This window comes from Corynebacterium riegelii, from assembly GCF_016728505.1.
Classification (GTDB): Bacteria; Actinomycetota; Actinomycetes; order Mycobacteriales; family Mycobacteriaceae; genus Corynebacterium; species Corynebacterium riegelii.
In genome coordinates, this window is the sequence record NZ_CP068159.1 from 1,771,891 (window position 1) to 1,786,536 (window position 14,646).

12 protein-coding genes are annotated in these 14,646 nt (G+C 59.9%); 11 read left to right on the forward strand and 1 reads right to left on the reverse strand.

The window, feature by feature from the left end:
* The first annotated feature begins 10 nt into the window (after nt 1-10).
* From I6I71_RS08380 to ilvC, 3 genes are all read left to right on the forward strand, one after another.
* Complete coding sequence (locus tag I6I71_RS08380) at nt 11-1,885, forward strand: acetolactate synthase large subunit (RefSeq protein WP_201820335.1); 1,875 nt, start codon at nt 11-13, stop codon at nt 1,883-1,885.
* Entirely contained in the window at nt 1,885-2,412 is a 528-nt protein-coding gene (gene ilvN / locus I6I71_RS08385) for an acetolactate synthase small subunit (protein WP_052204583.1), read from the forward strand. Before I6I71_RS08380 ends, ilvN begins: the two co-directional genes overlap by 1 nt.
* A 91-nt stretch (nt 2,413-2,503) precedes the next feature.
* The gene (ilvC, locus tag I6I71_RS08390; RefSeq protein ID WP_201820338.1) at nt 2,504-3,517 is read left to right on the forward strand and encodes a ketol-acid reductoisomerase; all 1,014 of its coding nucleotides are present in this window, start codon (nt 2,504-2,506) and stop codon (nt 3,515-3,517) included.
* 393 nt (nt 3,518-3,910) lie between these two features.
* Here the strand turns inward: ilvC and I6I71_RS08395 are convergent, their stop codons facing one another.
* Nucleotides 3,911-4,417, reverse strand: coding sequence for a hypothetical protein (locus I6I71_RS08395; protein WP_201820340.1), 507 nt, complete (start codon nt 4,415-4,417; stop codon nt 3,911-3,913).
* Between the two features lie 254 nt (nt 4,418-4,671).
* Between I6I71_RS08395 and I6I71_RS08400 the strand changes: the two genes are divergently transcribed.
* From I6I71_RS08400 to I6I71_RS08435, 8 genes are all read left to right on the forward strand, one after another.
* Nucleotides 4,672-5,607, forward strand: a complete 936-nt coding sequence (locus tag I6I71_RS08400) for a cation diffusion facilitator family transporter (protein ID WP_201820342.1) — start codon at nt 4,672-4,674, stop codon at nt 5,605-5,607.
* Nucleotides 5,591-7,399 carry a GmrSD restriction endonuclease domain-containing protein gene (locus tag I6I71_RS08405; protein WP_330910969.1) on the forward strand — a complete coding sequence of 603 codons (1,809 nt, stop codon included), beginning with the start codon at nt 5,591-5,593 and terminating at the stop codon, nt 7,397-7,399. Before I6I71_RS08400 ends, I6I71_RS08405 begins: the two co-directional genes overlap by 17 nt.
* 133 nt (nt 7,400-7,532) lie before the next feature.
* Nucleotides 7,533-8,297, forward strand: a complete 765-nt coding sequence (locus I6I71_RS08410) for a hypothetical protein (RefSeq protein WP_236587285.1) — start codon at nt 7,533-7,535, stop codon at nt 8,295-8,297.
* Between the two features lie 45 nt (nt 8,298-8,342).
* Nucleotides 8,343-9,926, forward strand: a complete 1,584-nt coding sequence (serA, locus tag I6I71_RS08415; RefSeq protein WP_236587286.1) for a phosphoglycerate dehydrogenase — start codon at nt 8,343-8,345, stop codon at nt 9,924-9,926.
* 77 nt (nt 9,927-10,003) lie between these two features.
* Nucleotides 10,004-11,356, forward strand: a complete 1,353-nt coding sequence (locus tag I6I71_RS08420; protein ID WP_232305779.1) for a TrkH family potassium uptake protein — start codon at nt 10,004-10,006, stop codon at nt 11,354-11,356.
* Nucleotides 11,349-12,038, forward strand: a complete 690-nt coding sequence (locus I6I71_RS08425; RefSeq protein WP_330910970.1) for a potassium channel family protein — start codon at nt 11,349-11,351, stop codon at nt 12,036-12,038. The genes I6I71_RS08420 and I6I71_RS08425 overlap by 8 nt, the downstream gene beginning before the upstream one ends.
* A gap of 63 nt (nt 12,039-12,101) precedes the next feature.
* Nucleotides 12,102-13,118, forward strand: coding sequence for a 3-isopropylmalate dehydrogenase (locus I6I71_RS08430; RefSeq protein ID WP_201820348.1), 1,017 nt, complete (start codon nt 12,102-12,104; stop codon nt 13,116-13,118).
* A 9-nt stretch (nt 13,119-13,127) separates the two neighbouring features.
* The gene (locus I6I71_RS08435; RefSeq protein ID WP_201820350.1) at nt 13,128-14,642 is read left to right on the forward strand and encodes a cell wall-binding repeat-containing protein; all 1,515 of its coding nucleotides are present in this window, start codon (nt 13,128-13,130) and stop codon (nt 14,640-14,642) included.
* The last annotated feature ends 4 nt before the right edge of the window (nt 14,643-14,646 follow it).

Sequence of the window (14,646 nt, forward strand, 5' to 3'; positions counted from 1 at the left end):
TGAATAAGACATGAAGAAGGAGCTTTGTATCGTGGCAGCATCACCGCAGCCCGCAGCCGAAGCCGCAGCGCCTGGACCGGAGGTTATGACTGGCGCTGACGCTACGGTTCGTAGTTTGGAAGAACTTGGGGTTGACATTGTGTTCGGCCTTCCTGGCGGTGCCGTGTTGCCGCTGTACGATGCGCTGTCTCGCGCGCGTACGCTGCGTCACGTGCTGGTGCGCCATGAGCAGGGCGCAGGCCACGCAGCGGAAGGCTATGCAGTGGCGTCCGGCAAGGTCGGCGTTTGTATTGCTACGTCCGGCCCAGGTGCAACCAACCTGGTGACCGCACTGGCGGATGCGTACTTGGATTCGGTGCCCATCGTTGCCATTACCGGCCAGGTGGGCTCTCCCTTGATTGGTACGGATGCTTTCCAGGAGGCAGACATCCGCGGTATCACCATGCCTATTACTAAGCACAACTACATGGTGACCGATGTTGAGGACATCCCGGCGACGCTGAACGCAGCGTTCCACATTGCCTCGACTGGCCGCCCGGGACCTGTGCTTGTGGATATCCCGAAGGACGTCCAGGCGCAGATGGTGGAATTTAACTGGCCGCCGGAGCTGGACCTGCCGGGGTATAAGCCGAATACGAAGCCGCACAACCGCCAGATCTCCCAGGCCGCAAAGATGATCTCTGAGGCTAAGCGCCCGGTGCTGTACATCGGTGGTGGTGTGGTGAAGGCGGAGGCGCATAAGGAGCTTCTGGAGTTCGCCGAGATCACCGGCATCCCGGTGGTTACCACCTTGATGGCGCTCGGTGCGTTCCCGCAGCATCACCCGCTCTACATGGGTATGCCGGGTATGCACGGCTCGGTGCCCGCGGTCGGCTCGCTGCAGGAGTCTGACTTGCTCATTGCTATTGGCACGCGTTTCGACGATCGCGTGACCGGCGACACCGACACCTTCGCACCCCTGGCAAAGACCATCCATGCCGATATTGACCCGGCTGAGGTGGGCAAGATCCGCGAGGTGGATGTGCCGATCGTGGGGGATGCGAAGCGTGTACTTGCACAGCTGACGGATGCGTTCCGTGACTCCAAGCGCAACGCTGCGCCACAGATTGATGAGTGGATCGCTCGCTTGGAAGATTTGAAGGAGCGTTTCCCGCGTGGCTATGACGAGCAGTCTGACGGCAAGCTGTCCCCGCAGTTTGTCATTGAGACGCTGTCGAAGGTTGTTGGCACGGACGCCATCTACGTTGCTGGCGTGGGTCAGCACCAGATGTGGTCCGCACAGTTCATTGACTTTGACCGTCCGCGCCACTGGCTCAACTCTGGCGGTCTGGGCACGATGGGCTACGCCATCCCAGCGGCGCTCGGCGCGAAGGCTGGTTGCCCGGAGAAGGAAGTGTGGGCCGTTGACGGTGACGGCTGCTTCCAGATGACCAACCAGGAAATCACCACGGCCGCACTTGAGGGCTTCCCGTTCAAAGTTGCGCTGATTAATAACGGCAATCTTGGCATGGTGCGCCAGTGGCAGACCCTGTTCTATGACGGAACGTATTCCCACACCAAGCTTGGCGGCAATGCAGAGCAGTACGTGCCGGATTTTGTAAAGCTCAGCGAAGCACTGGGCGCGGAGGCGATCCGCGTGACCACGAAGGAAGAGGTCATTCCGGCGATTGAGCGCGCACGCGAGATCAATGACCGCCCTGTGGTGGTGGAGTTCATTGTTGGTGAGGACGCGCAGGTGTGGCCGATGATTGCGGCCGGTGCGTCTAACTCTGACATGCAGTATGCGCTTGGCATGCGTCCATTTTTTGACCTGGAGGAGTCCGCGGCAGAGTCGCCGGCGGCAATCCATGAGGCTATCGATGAAATCACGGAGGAGAACCGCTAATGGCACACGAAGACGAGACCACTCGCAATATCCTCTCCGTGCTGGTGTTGGATGTAGACGGCATCATCACCCGCGTTACGGCACTGTTTACACGCCGTGGTTACAACCTGGTGTCCTTGGTGTCCGCGAAGACGGAGACGGAAGGTATTAACCGTCTGACCATTGTGGTGGACGCTTCCGAGTATGCAATCGAGCAGATCACCAAGCAGCTGAACAAGCTCATCCAGGTGCTTAAGGTGCTTCGGCTTGAAGACGATCAGACGATCGCGCGTTCCCTGCTTCTGGTCAAGGTCAACGCGACGAACCAGACGCGTGCCCAGGTTGTGGAAACCGCGAACATCTTCCGCGCCCGCGTGGTGGATGTGTCGCCGGAGTCTGTGGTTATTGAGGCCACGGGCACTCCGGAGAAGTTGCGTGCATTCCTGGATGTCATTGAAACCTTTGGCATCCGTGAAATGGTTCGTTCCGGCCAGGTTGCGCTCAACCGTGGGTCCAAGACGTTGGCTCCGTCCAAGAAAAACAATTAACTTTTTGCGAGCTGTGGCCACATAGCTCGTGACGGTGTGTCATAATATGGAACAACCGTCCCAACATATAGGAAAGGTGAGTGCATCACTCATGGCTATCGAAGTGCTTTATGACAATGACGCGGACCTGTCGCTGATCCAGGGCAAGAAGGTTGCGATCATCGGCTACGGCTCCCAGGGCCACGCCCACGCGCAGAACCTGCGCGAGTCTGGCGTCGAGGTTGTCGTTGGTCTGCGCGAAGGCTCCAAGTCCGCAGCGAAGGCCAAGGAGGCAGGCTTCGAGGTTAAGTCCAACGCTGACGCAGCCGCATGGGCAGACGTCATCATGCTGCTTGCTCCGGACACCTCCCAGGCTGAGATCTTTACCAAGGACATCGAGCCAAACCTTAAGGACGGCGACGCCCTGTTCTTCGGTCACGGCCTGAACATCCACTTCAAGCTGATTGAGCCGGCAGACAACATCACCGTTGCAATGGTTGCTCCGAAGGGGCCGGGCCACCTGGTTCGCCGTACCTTCGTTGACGGCAAGGGTGTGCCGACCCTGATTGCAGTTGAGCAGGACCCCAAGGGCAACGGCCGCGAACTGGCTCTGTCCTACGCTGCAGCTATTGGTGGCGCACGCGCTGGCGTTATCCCGACCACCTTCGAGGCAGAGACGGTGACGGACCTCTTCGGCGAGCAGGCTGTGCTCTGCGGTGGCCTGGAAGACCTGATCATGAAGGGCTTCGAGGTGCTGACCGAGGCTGGCTATGAGCCGGAGATGGCATACTTCGAGTGCCTGCACGAGATGAAGCTCATTGTGGACCTGGTTTATGAAGGTGGCCTGGCCAACATGAACTACTCCATCTCTGACACTGCCGAGTTCGGTGGCTACCTGTCTGGCCCGCGTGTGATTGATGAGGGCGCGAAGGACCGCATGCGCGAGATCCTGAAGGACATCCAGGACGGCACCTTCACCCAGCGCCTGGTTGACAACGTGAAGAACGGCAACAAGGAGCTCGAGGACCTGCGTGCGAAGGTTTCGCAGCACCCGATCGAGCAGACCGGTGAGAAGCTGCGCGACATGATGAGCTGGGTGAAGAACCCGCTCAACGAGACTGCGTAAGTCGTTGTAGTCTGCACAGGTTTCACAGTTTGTGCTTGAAGCCCCCGGTTCGCCCCGTTATTGCGGGCGGTGCGGGGGCTTTTCGCTTGCTATCCGACTTTTAGCGTTGGCGAACAATGTCCCCGCCCGGCAGCTGGCCAACGTGTATCAGCGGTGCAACGTTTATGCAGGTAGGGGCGGTGGATTTCCGGACAAGGTATCCGTTCTGGATAGATCTGTTCGCGGCATAATCTAAACATCGGATAGCAAACATCGGATAGCCCGAATGGATGCCTGGGGACCTTCGCGCTGAAGCCCGGGGGAGGCGGTGGGGGGAGTTGTCAATGAAAAACCCCGGCCCGCCATGCGGCGAGTCGGGGTATATGCGTCTAGCTCAACGCTAGAGGCGGCAGGTTAGTTGGTTGCCGGTGCTGCGGTCTCAGCTTCCGGGGCGTCCTCTGCCGGCGCCTCAGACTCCGCTGGTGCCTCGGACTCCGCTGGAGCCTCAGACTCTGCCGGCGCCTCGGACTTTGCGGCGCTTTCCTCAACTACGGTCTCGGTCACGGTCTCGTTCGCAGCGGTCGGAGTCTCGGTAACGGTACCGGATTCAACTGTGGTGGTCTCGTTGACCACGGAGGAGGAGGTGGTCTCAGTTTCGACGGCTGGGCCGGCTGGGATTGCGTCGTCATTGTTGCTGAAGAGGTTGAGCAGCAGCCAGATCAGCAGCAGGGCGGCGATCAGGCCGATGAGCCACTTCCACCAGCCGCCGCCACCGTTGTTGTCTTCGGTGGTGACTGCGGTGGAACCCGCAGTTGCACGCGGGGTGGTCTCAATGATCTCGGTTGCGGGATCTGCCGTCGGGTCGACGTTCGGGTTAACGTTGCGCGCCGGATCGTTTGGGTTCGGGTTTGGGGTGGTCATTTGCGTAAAGTCCCTTCGTTCTAAAAATGTAAAGCGCTAAATTCTGCGCCATCTGACAGGAAAAATGTCAAAGTGCCAGCTAGCCAGCTAGCCAGCATCCGCCCACGGTATCAAAAAGCGCTTACCATGAGCGGTCTCAGTCTGCAGCACAAATGAGTTTCCGGCGGTTTTTACTGGTCAGCGTCCTGAATAAATACTGGGAGCCATTTTCAATAGATTGTCAATAAGCCGGGGGTGGGGATAGGCTGTGTCGTATGAGCCACAGTCACGCACACAGTCACAGTCACGCACACGGCCACAGTCACGCACACAGTCACGATCACGACCATAAAAGCACCCCACTGCGCGCACTCATCGCGGCGCTTACCATCACGTCGACGGTGTTTTTTGCGGAGCTGATCGGCGGCATTGTCTCCGGCTCGGTGGCCTTGATCGCGGATGCGATGCACATGCTTTCAGACGCTGCGGGCCTTATCATTGCCGTCATCGCCGTGATTGCGGGCAAAAGGGCGGCATCACGGCGCGCGACGTATGGCTACCGCCGCGCAGAGGTGCTCGCCGCACTGGTGAACGCCGCAACAGTGATCATGATTTCGGTGTTCATTGTGGTTGAGGCGGTTAAGCGCTTCCGCGTGGCGTCGGAAGTGGAATCTGGCACCATGCTGATCATTGCCATTATCGGTTTGCTGGCGAATGCGATTTCGGCGTGGATCTTGTCGCGGCACCGCGGGGATTCCATCAACGTTGAAGGCGCGTTGCTGCACGTGTTGGTGGACATGCTCGGCTCGGTGGCGGTGATTGTGGCCAGCCTTGTTATTCGTTTTACGGGCTTTATGGCGGCGGACGTAATTGCGTCGTTGATTATTGCGGCGATGGTGTTGCCGCGTGCGGTGCAGTTGCTCATGCAGTCGGCTCGTGTCCTGTTGGAGCAGGTGCCGGACGGTTTTGATGAGGCGGCGGTTGAGCCTGCACTGTTGGCCATCCCGGGCGTGATTGCAACGCACGACATCCACTTGTGGTCGCTGGATGGGGCGTCGGTTATTGCTACGGCACACCTGGTTCTTGATGACGGTGCTGATGCCGGCCACGCCCTCGACGCTGCGCAGGCGGCGCTGGCAGAGCTGGGAATTGAGCACTCCACAATCCAGCTTGAGCGCCCCGAGCATGCTGATCATGAGAGCATTTGCTGAAACTGATCTAAAGTCAGAAGACATGGGCTTTACCACGCCGAGTTACTCACTTATTGACCTGTTCGCACGCGCTGAGCGCGGGGAGTTGCAGCTGCCGGATTTCCAGCGTGATTATATCTGGGATGTTGACCGGATTCGCACGCTGATTACCTCCGTGCTTCGTGGCTATCCAATTGGATCGTTCTTGGCACTTGACACGCGCAATTCGCCGGTGCGCTTTAAGCCGCGCCCGCTTGCCGGGCTTGATGTCGGCAGCGTTGAACCGGGGCTTTTGCTTTTAGACGGGCAGCAGAGGCTGACTTCCCTCTACCACGCGTTTAAGCGTGAAGGTGTCATCCCGACAGTGGATTACCGGGGAGAGTCGATCCAGCGTCGCTTCTTTGTGGACGTTCGCGCGGCTGTCGCTTCTGACCCAATGCCTGTTGAGGCTGTCTTCGCGGTTGATACGGAGGGGCGTGTGCGCTCGCACTTCGGCCCTGAGATTGAAGGCGGGATTACAAGCCGCGAGGATATGCTGCGCCATGGAGTTATCCCGGTGTCGCTGTTGATGTGGAAGCAGGCCAATGACCTGTTGGTGGACATGGCTGCCAATGAGGAGCTGCGCGAGCCGGTCAAGCTGTTCCAAAATGAGGTGTTGCGTTGGCTGCCGGCGTATGACGTGCCGGTGATCCGCGTGGACCGTTCCACGTCACGGGTGGGTGTGGGCCAAATCTTTGCCCATGCGAACTCGGCGGGCGTGCAGATGGACGTCTTTGAGTTATTGACGGCAATGTTTGCAAACGAGGATCCCAGTTTTGTTTTGGCTGATCACTGGGCCAAGGTCGAACGAACACTGCGCGAGCACCCGGCACTGGACGAGATTGGACGCATCGAATTTTTCCGGGCACTAGCGCTTTTGATTACCAGCCGCAATGGTCACGCCACCGGGCACCGCGGCGATATTTTGACTATTTCGTTGCAGGATTACCTGGCGCACGTAGATGAGATGACGGCGGCCTTTGTGAAGGCGGCGGCGTTTTTGACGCAGCGTTGCATCCTGGGCAGTGACCAGGTGCCGTATGCCTCACAGCTGGTGCCGCTGGCAACAATTCTGGCGCGCCTTGCGGAGCATCCGGGTGTGTTGGAAGGAGAGCAGGCTCGGGATCGGCTCAACCGCTGGTTCTGGTCCGGCGTCTTCGGCGAGCTTTACGGTGCGCACGCGCCGACAATCCGCGCGGGCTTGGATGTTCAGGAAGTTACCCCGTGGGTGCTAGGGGAGACGGAGGTGGAGCCGCGCACCGTTGCCGATGCGGAGTTCCGTGAGTCCCGCTTGCTGAGCGCTAATGAGGATAGCGGCGTGTACCGAGGCCTGTTTGCGCTGCTGATGGCACGAGGCGCTCGTGATTGGCGCACTGGCAAGGCCTTTGATGAGGAGACGGTGGCCGAGTTGCGTCCGCGCTTCCACACCGTGTTCCCACCGGTGTATTTGCAGCGGATGGGGGTGGACGTGCAGGCGTCGGAAAGTGTGCTCAACCGCACACCTATGGGCCGGCGCACGGACGTGGTGATAGAGAACAATGAGCCGCGCCGTTACTTGCCGCGTCTGCAGTCAAAGTCCCTGCTTGATGATGCTGAGTTTGACGCAGTAATCGATGGCCACGAGATGTGCCCGCAGTATCTGCTTGCGTCGAACTGGGAGGCGTTTGAAGCGGATCGTCGCAGCCGTTTTGTGGGCATGATCGAATACGCCATGGATAAGCCGGTGATTCGTGATATCACGCAGGAGGCCGTCGCAACTGATCATGGGGAGTAGGACCAGGGTCAGACGCATTGTCGCTGCTGCATTGGTACCGGTATTAGCGTCGGCATGGTTGCTCAGCGGCTGCAGCAATTCCTTGCCCGCGGATCCGTTTGCGCGCGCAAAAGCGGTCAATGAATCGCGCCACGTGGCTGAGCGTTTTGATGAGCACCCTGTGGTGCTTGATGATGTGAAGGGGATGAGCAGTCTCCAATACTTCTTCACTAGCTCTGAAACCCTGGTGGTGAGTGACGCAACCGTTGAGGCGCAGCTGCGGGCGGCTTCGATTGCGATTGTCGCGCACGCGCCGATGATTGTGTATGACCCGGAACGCCATCAGGAGATTGCCCAAGAGGTGGAACGCCTTCGCACCTACACGGTGTTGACGGTGGGGGATGTGGCGCTGGCGCAAACCTCTGGGCGGGTGCGGGTCTATCGCGACCCGGGCGGCATGGATGCGCTTGGCACGATGACGGCGCTGCGATTTGCGCAGCGTGAAGTGGAGCGTCCTGAAGACGCGGCGGTGGCCGTAGCTAGCATTGACCCGCAGGACCCGGTGTGGCTGCGCGCGGCGTGGGCAGATCCAATAGTGATGCCGCAGGCGGAGGCGAGGCCGTTTCCGATCTTGTCGCGTAGGGACGCACAAATGGCGCCGGTCGTTGTTGCTACGGCAGAAAGCTCCATTGCGTCTATTGCGAATGCGCGCAGTTTTGGTGCGGAGGTGACCATGGTTGATGATCCTGACCCGCGCAATTCGGAGCAGGCGCTGTTTGCCATGGCAGGACTGTCGCAAGCGCCATTGGTGGCGTTGGGGGCACAGTTTGGTGATGAACGCCAGCTTTCAACGAAGATTATGCAGGCGGAAGAATTTTATTTATCCAAAAATGCTGACATGTCACGCTTGCAGCACTAAGGTATGCAGGGAAATATTCGATTCCACTCAGTAGGAGATTTCCCCGTGGCAAAACCCGTTGTGCTTATTGCGGACAAGCTCGCCCCGTCTACTGTCGAGGCTCTCGGCGATCAGGTGGAGGTGCGCTGGGTTGATGGCCCGAACCGAGCTGAGCTGCTTGCCGCAGTTCCTGAAGCTGACGCACTTTTGGTGCGTTCCGCAACCACCGTTGACGCGGAGGTTATTGAGGCCGCCCCGAAGCTGAAGATCATCGGCCGCGCAGGTGTGGGCCTGGACAACGTTGATATCCCCGCGGCAACCGAGCGCGGTGTGATGGTGGCCAACGCACCGACCTCCAACATCCACTCCGCGTGTGAGCACGCGATCGCGCTGCTTTTGTCCACCGCTCGCCAGATCCCGGCGGCAGACGCCACCTTGCGTGACGGTCAGTGGAAGCGCTCCTCCTTCAACGGTGTGGAGATCTACGGCAAGACCGTCGGCATCGTCGGCTTCGGCCACATCGGTCAGCTGTTTGCGCAGCGCCTTGCTGCGTTTGAGACCACCATCATTGCCTACGATCCCTACGCTAACCCGGCCCGCGCAGCACAGCTTGGCGTGGAGCTGGTGGAGCTTGAAGAGCTGATGGGCCGCGCTGACTTTGTCACCATCCACCTGCCCAAGACCAAGGAAACGGCGGGCATGTTTGACGCCGAGCTTCTGGGCAAGGCGAAGGAAGGCCAGATCATTATCAACGCTGCCCGCGGTGGCTTGGTGGATGAGCAGGCGCTGGCTGACGCTATCCGCGCAGGCCGCATCCGCGGTGCAGGCTTTGACGTCTACGCTTCCGAGCCGTGCACGGATTCTCCGCTGTTTGAGCTGGACCAGGTTGTAGTCACTCCACACCTGGGTGCTTCCACCGTTGAGGCGCAGGACCGTGCTGGCACGGATGTTGCTGATTCGGTGCTTAAGGCACTGGCAGGCGAGTTTGTTGCAGACGCTGTGAACGTCACCGGCGGCAGGGTCGGCGAAGAAGTTGCCCGCTGGCTGGAGCTTGCACGCAAGCTTGGCCTGTTGGCAGGCAAGCTGCTTGATGAAGCCCCGGTGGCGCTCAAGGTCACTGCCCGCGGTGAGCTGTCGACTGAGGACGTAGACACGCTCGCACTGTCTGCTGTCCGCGGCCTGTTCAGTGGCATCGTTTCTGAGACAGTGACGTTTGTGAACGCTCCGTCGATCGCGGAGGCTCGCGGCCTGACCTACTCTGCTGCAACTGAGACTGAGGCTCGTGCGCACCGCAGCGCGCTTGAGGTGCAGGTTGTGGCGTCTAACGGTGATAGTGCAACGATCACCGGTGCGCTGACTGGCCTGGATGGTGTGGAGAAGATTGTCCGCATCAATGGCCGTGGCGTGGATATGCGCGCAGAGGGCCGCAACCTGTTCTTCCGTTACACGGACGTGCCGGGTGCGCTGGGCAAGGTTGGCTCCAAGCTGGGTGACGCAGACATCAACATTGAGGCTGCAGCGCTGACGCAGACCACGAAGGGCAGCGGCGCAATGCTGATCCTGCGTGTGGAGAAGGAAGTGCCGGCAGAGCTTGAGGCGCAGATCGCTGAATCCATCAACGCGACCTCCCTGCAAGTTGATCTTGGCTAAACGGGGGTAGTGGGCGCTGTACCCCTAACGCCAACAACGGTTTCCTGTGGTCACACAGAGGTCTAGGATGGTAGGCCGTGAAACCTTCGCCGGTGGTTGGGTTCTGGGGTCCAGCGCGCTTGACCGCAACTGGGTTTATCCTGCTTATCCTCGCTGGGACGGTGGCTTTGATGCTGCCGTTTGCTGCGCATGGGCAGACATGGACGCCGCTAATGCCTGCGGTGTTTACGGCTACCTCTGCGGTGTCGCTTACTGGTTTGGTTGTGGAAGACACTGCGACCTATTGGACACCGTTTGGCCAGGTGGTCATCCTTATACTTATCCAGTTGGGTGGGCTAGGCATCATGTCTGTGGCGTCGCTGTCGGGGATGGTGATTACCGGTAGGATTAGCCTGCGTGCACGTGGTCGCGGAGCCGCTGAGGGTCGGCCGATTTCCGCGGGTGGTATTCGCCGCAGCCTCGTGTTTACGTTGGCGTTTACCCTCATCGCCGAGGGAGTTGTGGCATTTATCCTGTGGCTGCGGTTTTGGCTTGGCTACGGGCATACGCCGCTACGGGCCGCGTGGGAGGGGGTGTTCCACGCAGTGTCCGCCTTTAACAACGCTGGTTTCAGTACGCAAAGCGATAACGCGGTTCCGTTTGCTGCGGATGCCTGGGTACTTCTGCCACTTGCCGTGGCGTTCATCGGCGGTGGTCTTGGGTATCCGGTGTGGTCGGAGGCTGCTTCCTGGTTGCGGCACGGTGCTTGGCGCACGCAGGTGTGGTCACTGACCGCGAAGTTCACATTCTTTGCGACGGCAACGTTACTGACCATCGGCGCCCTCTTCTTCGCACTATGCGAGTGGAACGGCGTACTTGCCGGGATGCCGTTGGGGCAGAAGCTGCTCAACGCGTTTTTTGCGGGCGCGTCGCCGCGAACAGCGGGCTTTAACGCGATCGATTACGCGGATGCGCAGCCGATCACCCTAATGGGCACGGATGTGTTGATGTTTATTGGCGGCGGCTCTGCCGGTACGGCAGGTGGCATCAAGGTCACCACTGCATGCGTGCTGTTTGCGGCGATGGCGTCGGAGTTTCGTGGCTGGGAGGAAACCAGTGTGGGGAAGCGTTCGCTGCCTTCGTCTGTAAGCCGCCAGGCGCTTGCGTTGACGTTTGCTGGCGCGAGTGTGGTCACTCTCGGGGTGGGTGTGCTGCGTGTATTCGACCCGCAATTTAGTGCTGATCAGGTGGTCTTCGAGGTGATGTCGGCGTTTGCCACGGTGGGATTGTCTACGGGAATTACTGGGGCGTTGTCGGTGCCGTCGCAAATCGTGCTCTGCTTCATCATGTACTTGGGCCGCATTGGCCCGGTGACCTTGGTTACCGCACTGGCGTTGTCTGGTGCGCATCGTCGTTTCAGTTATCCAGAAGAAAGGCCCTTCATTGGTTAAACATTTTGCTTTTTCGTCGCGTGCCAACCAGGGCATTGATATTGCGCCGGTGATGGTTATCGGGCTTGGACGTTTCGGTATTTCGCTTGCCCGGGAGTTGACCAGCAATGGTGTTCAGGTCTTGGGTGTGGATATTGATCCGAAGGTGGTGCGTGAGCAGGCGCAGTTTTTGACTGATGCGGTGATTGCAGACTGTGCCGACCCGCAGGCGCTTGCGCAGATTGGCGTTGAGGAGCACAAACATGTGGTTCTGGCCATTGGTTCGCATTTGGAGGCGTCTATTTTGACTGCTTCGAACCTGGTAGAGGCCGGTGTGCCCGATATTTGGGCGAAGGCGGATTCTGAGGCGCACGGCCGGATCCTGTCGCAGTTGGGTGTGCTGCATGTGATTCATCCGGAGCGGGATACGGGACGGAGGGTGGCGCATCTGCTTGGCGGTCGAATGAGTGAGTTCGCTGAAATTGCCCCAGATTTTGGGGTCATTAGCCTTGCGCCGCCGCAGTGGCTGGTGGGTGCGCCGGTTGATGTAGCGAAGGTGTGGCGGGAGCATGGTGTGCAGCTCATTGCGGTTAGGCAAGGGGATACGGGCTTCGTCCCGCTTGTCGACGCCACGCTGCTTACCCCCAACGCCACCATCGTTGCCGGCGGTAGCCCGAAAGCTTTGGAGGCGTTCTGCCGATAAATGCCCGCGGGGTTGCTAGTGTCAAGGGGAGTATCTCACATAGTTGGAAAGGCGTCTTACTCTATGAAAATTGCAGTTATTGCCGGCGATGGCATTGGCACCGAGGTCATGGCTGAGGGCCTCAAAGTCCTCAACACCGTACGCGATGACGTGGAGACGACCGAGTATGACCTTGGCGCGCGCCGCTACCTGAAAAACGGCGAGGTGCTGACGGACCAGGACCTGGCCAGCCTGAAGGAGCACGACGCGATTCTTTTGGGCGCGGTCGGTGACCCAGAGCGCGTGCCTGCGGGCGTGTTGGAGCGCGGCCTGTTGCTGCCGCTGCGTTTCCAGCTGGACCACTACGTGAACTTGCGTCCGTCGCGGTTGTACCCCACGGCAGTCAGCCCGCTGGCTAACCCGGGCGACATTGACTTCGTGGTGGTGCGCGAGGGCACCGAGGGCCTCTACGCCGGCAACGGCGGCACGCTGCGCAAGGGCACGGTGCATGAGGTGGCCTCTGAGGTGTCTCAGAACACGTACTACGGCGCAGAGCGCGTGGTGCGCTACGCCTTTGAGCTGGCCATGACCCGCCGCAAGAAGCTCACCCTGGTCCACAAGACCAACGTGCTGGTTAACGCTGGTGGCCTGTGGCAGCGCGTGGTTGATGAGCTGGCCCAGGAGTTCCCCGAGGTAGAGGTGGACTACAACCACATCGACGCCGCAACTATCTACATGGTGCAGGACCCGCAGCGCTATGACGTGATTGTCACCGACAACCTCTTCGGCGACATCCTGACGGACCTGGCTGGTGCCGTCACCGGTGGCGTTGGCCAGGCATGCTCCGGCAACATCAACGCGGCGAAGGAGTTCCCATCCATGTTCGAGCCGGTGCACGGCTCGGCACCAGACATCGCTGGCCAGGGCATTGCAGACCCGGCTGCGATGATCCTGTCAGTTGCCATGATGCTGCGCTTCCTTGGCGACGAAGAAAATGCCGCACGCATCGAAGCCGCCGTCGAGCAGGAAGTGGCGTCTCGTGACGGCGCACAGATTCGTACCAGCGAGGTGGGTGACCGCATCGTCGCCGCACTGCGCTAGATTCGAGGCATGCATTTTCGCCGCCTGAGCATTGCCGCCGCCCTTTCCGCCAGCCTCATCCTCACAGGGTGTACCGCCAACGGAAACGATGGCGCCTCAGGCGGCGATAACGTTTCCGCAGATAAAACGCCGAAACTGGCTATGGATGGCCACGAGGTGATCCCAGATGCCAACGGCACAGGCATTGATGCGAGTACGAAGTTTTTTGAAACCTCCGACTCAGTCGTTGTTGTCGGCCCTGATCGAGAACACCAGATGCGTGGCGCCGCACTCGCGGTGGACCTTGGCGCACCGCTGTTAGTACGCCACCCGGGAACCGAGGAAGCAATCGAGGCGGAGATCGCACGCCTTGGTGCAGACAACGTGGTGGAGGTGCCTGAGGGCACCTCCACCACGGGGGATAAGGACACCTCCACCACGGGCGATGAATCCACGTACCCTAACGCCGAAGGCCAGCCGCAAGGCGACGTTGCGGCGATTGCCGCGCTGGAACCACAGCAACCGCTTGACCTTGTCATGCCAACCGTGTTCGCCACCTGGGAAACTTCGCGTGCGGCTGCCGCAACGGCGCGCGCAGCAGGCGCGGATGTCCAGGTGTTGGAGGTTGCGGATCCGAGGGTGACGTCGACAAGCATCAGTGCCGTGACCTCCGGTGATGTGCTCGCACTGGGCAGACAGTGGGGCTCAGACGAGAACCTGCGTGCCCGCGCTGAACTTGCGGCCAACGGTGAGCTGCCCGGCGGTGGTGGATTGGTGTTTCCGGGCCGACGCATGATTGCGCTCTACGGCCACCCCTATGGACCAGACTTGGGTGTGATGGGGGAGCAGGACGCGCACGCGGCAGCCGAGCTGGCCAAGGAGTACGCCTCCTGGTACCAACCTTTTGAAGAGGCACCGGTGATCCCTGCATTTGAGGTCATTGCCACGGTTGCTTCCGGAGGGCCGGGGGATGACGGTAACTACTCAAACGAAACTCCGATCGATCACTTGGTGCCGTACGTGGACGCGATCTTGGATGCCGGCGGCTACGCGGTGTTGGACCTCCAGCCGGGACAGGCAAGCTTCCTTGAGCAGGCAAAGCTCTATGAAGACTTGCTGAAGCGCCCGAACGTGGGGTTGGCGCTGGATGCGGAATGGAAGCTGAATCCGGGCGAGCAGCCACTGAGCCGGATTGGCAGTGCCACCTCAGCTGAGATCAATGAGGTAGCGGATTGGCTTGCGGCACTCGTGAGAGAGAACAACCTGCCGCAGAAGATGCTGATCCTGCACCAATTCCAGCTGGCAATGTATCCGGACCGTGAAAACATTGTCACCCGCCAGCCGGAGCTGGCGTGGGTGCTGCACGCGGACGGGCACGGTGTGCCAGGGCAGAAGTTTGACACATGGAACGTGCTGCGTGAAGGCCTGGACCCGAACTTCTTCATGGCGTGGAAGAACTTCATTGATGAGGACACGCCGACGTTTAGCCCGGAGCAGACCTACGCGGATGTGAACCCGCGTCCGTGGTTTGTCAGCTACCAGTAGCTCC

Excerpts from the sequence above, each read along its gene's own strand:
- I6I71_RS08400 (WP_201820342.1), top strand. The coding sequence starts at position 4,672 with ATGAGCCACAGTCACGCACACAGTCACAGTCACGCACACGGCCACAGT.
- I6I71_RS08395 (WP_201820340.1), bottom strand. The coding sequence starts at position 4,417 with ATGACCACCCCAAACCCGAACCCAAACGATCCGGCGCGCAACGTTAAC.
- ilvN (WP_052204583.1), top strand. The coding sequence starts at position 1,885 with ATGGCACACGAAGACGAGACCACTCGCAATATCCTCTCCGTGCTGGTG.
- I6I71_RS08405 (WP_330910969.1), top strand. The coding sequence starts at position 5,591 with ATGAGAGCATTTGCTGAAACTGATCTAAAGTCAGAAGACATGGGCTTT.
- I6I71_RS08435 (WP_201820350.1), top strand. The coding sequence starts at position 13,128 with ATGCATTTTCGCCGCCTGAGCATTGCCGCCGCCCTTTCCGCCAGCCTC.
- I6I71_RS08430 (WP_201820348.1), top strand. The coding sequence starts at position 12,102 with ATGAAAATTGCAGTTATTGCCGGCGATGGCATTGGCACCGAGGTCATG.
- I6I71_RS08380 (WP_201820335.1), top strand. The coding sequence starts at position 11 with ATGAAGAAGGAGCTTTGTATCGTGGCAGCATCACCGCAGCCCGCAGCC.
- ilvC (WP_201820338.1), top strand. The coding sequence starts at position 2,504 with ATGGCTATCGAAGTGCTTTATGACAATGACGCGGACCTGTCGCTGATC.